This is a genomic window from Thauera sp., from assembly GCF_035444905.1.
GTDB lineage: Bacteria > Pseudomonadota > Gammaproteobacteria > Burkholderiales > Rhodocyclaceae > Thauera.
In genome coordinates this window covers 1-1,739 of sequence record NZ_DAOMPS010000135.1, presented here as the reverse complement: position 1 = coordinate 1,739, position 1,739 = coordinate 1, and the positions used below count along the sequence as shown (strand labels likewise).

At 60.1% G+C, this 1,739-nt stretch carries 2 protein-coding genes; both read left to right on the top strand.

The annotated features are described in order from the left end of the window. Window positions 1-118 precede the first annotated feature (118 nt). A complete protein-coding gene (locus tag PLC66_RS22595) occupies window positions 119-673 on the top strand; it encodes a hypothetical protein (RefSeq protein WP_324544423.1) in 555 nt (184 codons plus the stop codon). After that, window positions 670-1,739, top strand: a 1,070-nt coding sequence (locus tag PLC66_RS22590; protein ID WP_324544422.1) for a right-handed parallel beta-helix repeat-containing protein, incomplete at its 3' end; no start/stop codon positions are given. The genes PLC66_RS22595 and PLC66_RS22590, both read left to right, overlap by 4 nt.

Here is a 1,739-nt window from a genome sequence, read left to right as displayed (position 1 = left end):
ACGGGCGCAACTGCTCGAAGAGGCCAACCGGCAACTGGCGATGATTGACGGCGCGATTGCGCTGATTAACGACATGATCGCCGAGATGGGCGCGGGCGAGGAAGAGGAGTAGCGTGCCATGCCGACCGAGTTACCTGTTGCCGAGAGCGCGCTGGCAGTTCTGGCAACTATTGCCGCGATTAGTGTTTCCGCAGCATGGATAGCTCATGTTTATATTCCGGCCAACGTACGCAAATGGAACCATCTGACCATGGAATTGTCTGACCGTCTGGCAACGCTGGAGAATGACCGGCAGCGCGACCATGCCGAAATGCAACGTCTGCGTATCCGGTTGACGGAATTGGAGATCGGCGTGCGGGTGCTGATCGCCCAGGTTAAACGGCTGGGCGAGTCGCCGGATTGGGGCGGGGATGATGCCACGCCGGTCGAATCGGAGTCGGCCGAGACGGCGGGTGTCGATAATATGACGCTCCATCGCAATATTGCGACGCTGTTTGACGCTGACGAAATAGACGACCTGGCTTTCCGGCTGGGTATCCCTCCGGATGAGATTGAAGGCAAGCGGCGCGATACGCGAGCGCGGAATCTCGTGCTCTATGCCGATCGACGTGAGCGGATTGATGACCTTCTGGAACTGGTTCGGCAATTACGGCCGGAATGGAGATTGCAATGATCCTGAATGTAGGCGGCGATCTGAATTACAAAACAATTGGCGCAGCTGTCGCGGCGGCGAAAGACGGCGATACGGTGGTAGTGACCAGTGGTATATACCATGAGGCGATTACCCTGAGCACGCCGGGGGTGACGGTCATGGCCGCCGACGGTGAGAGCGTCACGCTCGACGGCCGCTATTCCCCTGCCCTGTTCGGAGACGGCAATTTCGCCATGAGCAACGGGCGCAAGGCGGGGGCGGGACAACTGCCGTCGCTGGCGGCCGACAATGCGCGGCGCGCCGGATGGGTGTACGCAGGCGCGAATTTGAATATCAATGGCTATAGCGCACTGGTGACGTTGCATGGCGACCGGACGACTATCCGAGGATTGACGCTGCGTAATGCGCCGGGGCGGTTCGTGGTTGTTAGCGGTAATGACTGCATGGTCGCGGATTGCCGGATGGATTTTTGCTATGGCGGCGCGGTCATGATCGCCACGGCCAGTGAACGGGCGACGTTGCGCGGGGTGACTGTCACACGGTCGAGCGTCAAGCGCTTTGATGTGGGCGCGCCGGGGGCCGGGCCGGATGCGGTGGCGACGACGGTTATCTGCGGCGGGGCGGATACGCTCATCGAGGGGTGCACGGTTTGCTATAACTATGGTGAGGGGATTAGTGCCGACAAGGGCAGCCGACGGCCGACGATTCTCAATAATGTCATCCATACGAACTATCACTGGTCTCTGGGATTTAACTATACCGACGGCGCGACGTTCGTGGGGAATTTCGTTTACTGGTGCGATAACCTGGTTGACGCGATGGGCAAGAGTGGCCCAGCCGACGGGTTCGTCGGTGGCTCGGAGCGGGCGTCGATTGAGAATCCGAAGGAATCGCGCGCGGCCAATATTGAGATGCGCTGGAACCTGTTCGTCGGCTACCTGAAACGGCCGTGGCTGCTGGGCGGGTCTGGGCGGCCGGTGCAATTCGTCGATAGTGCAATCGCGGACAATACGATTATCGGGCGGGTAACGCCGGGCAAGGCGGGGCATACGTTCACATGGACGGCGCTCAAAACGGCGCTGCATGA

Excerpts from the sequence above, each read along its gene's own strand:
- PLC66_RS22595 (WP_324544423.1), top strand. The coding sequence starts at position 119 with ATGCCGACCGAGTTACCTGTTGCCGAGAGCGCGCTGGCAGTTCTGGCA.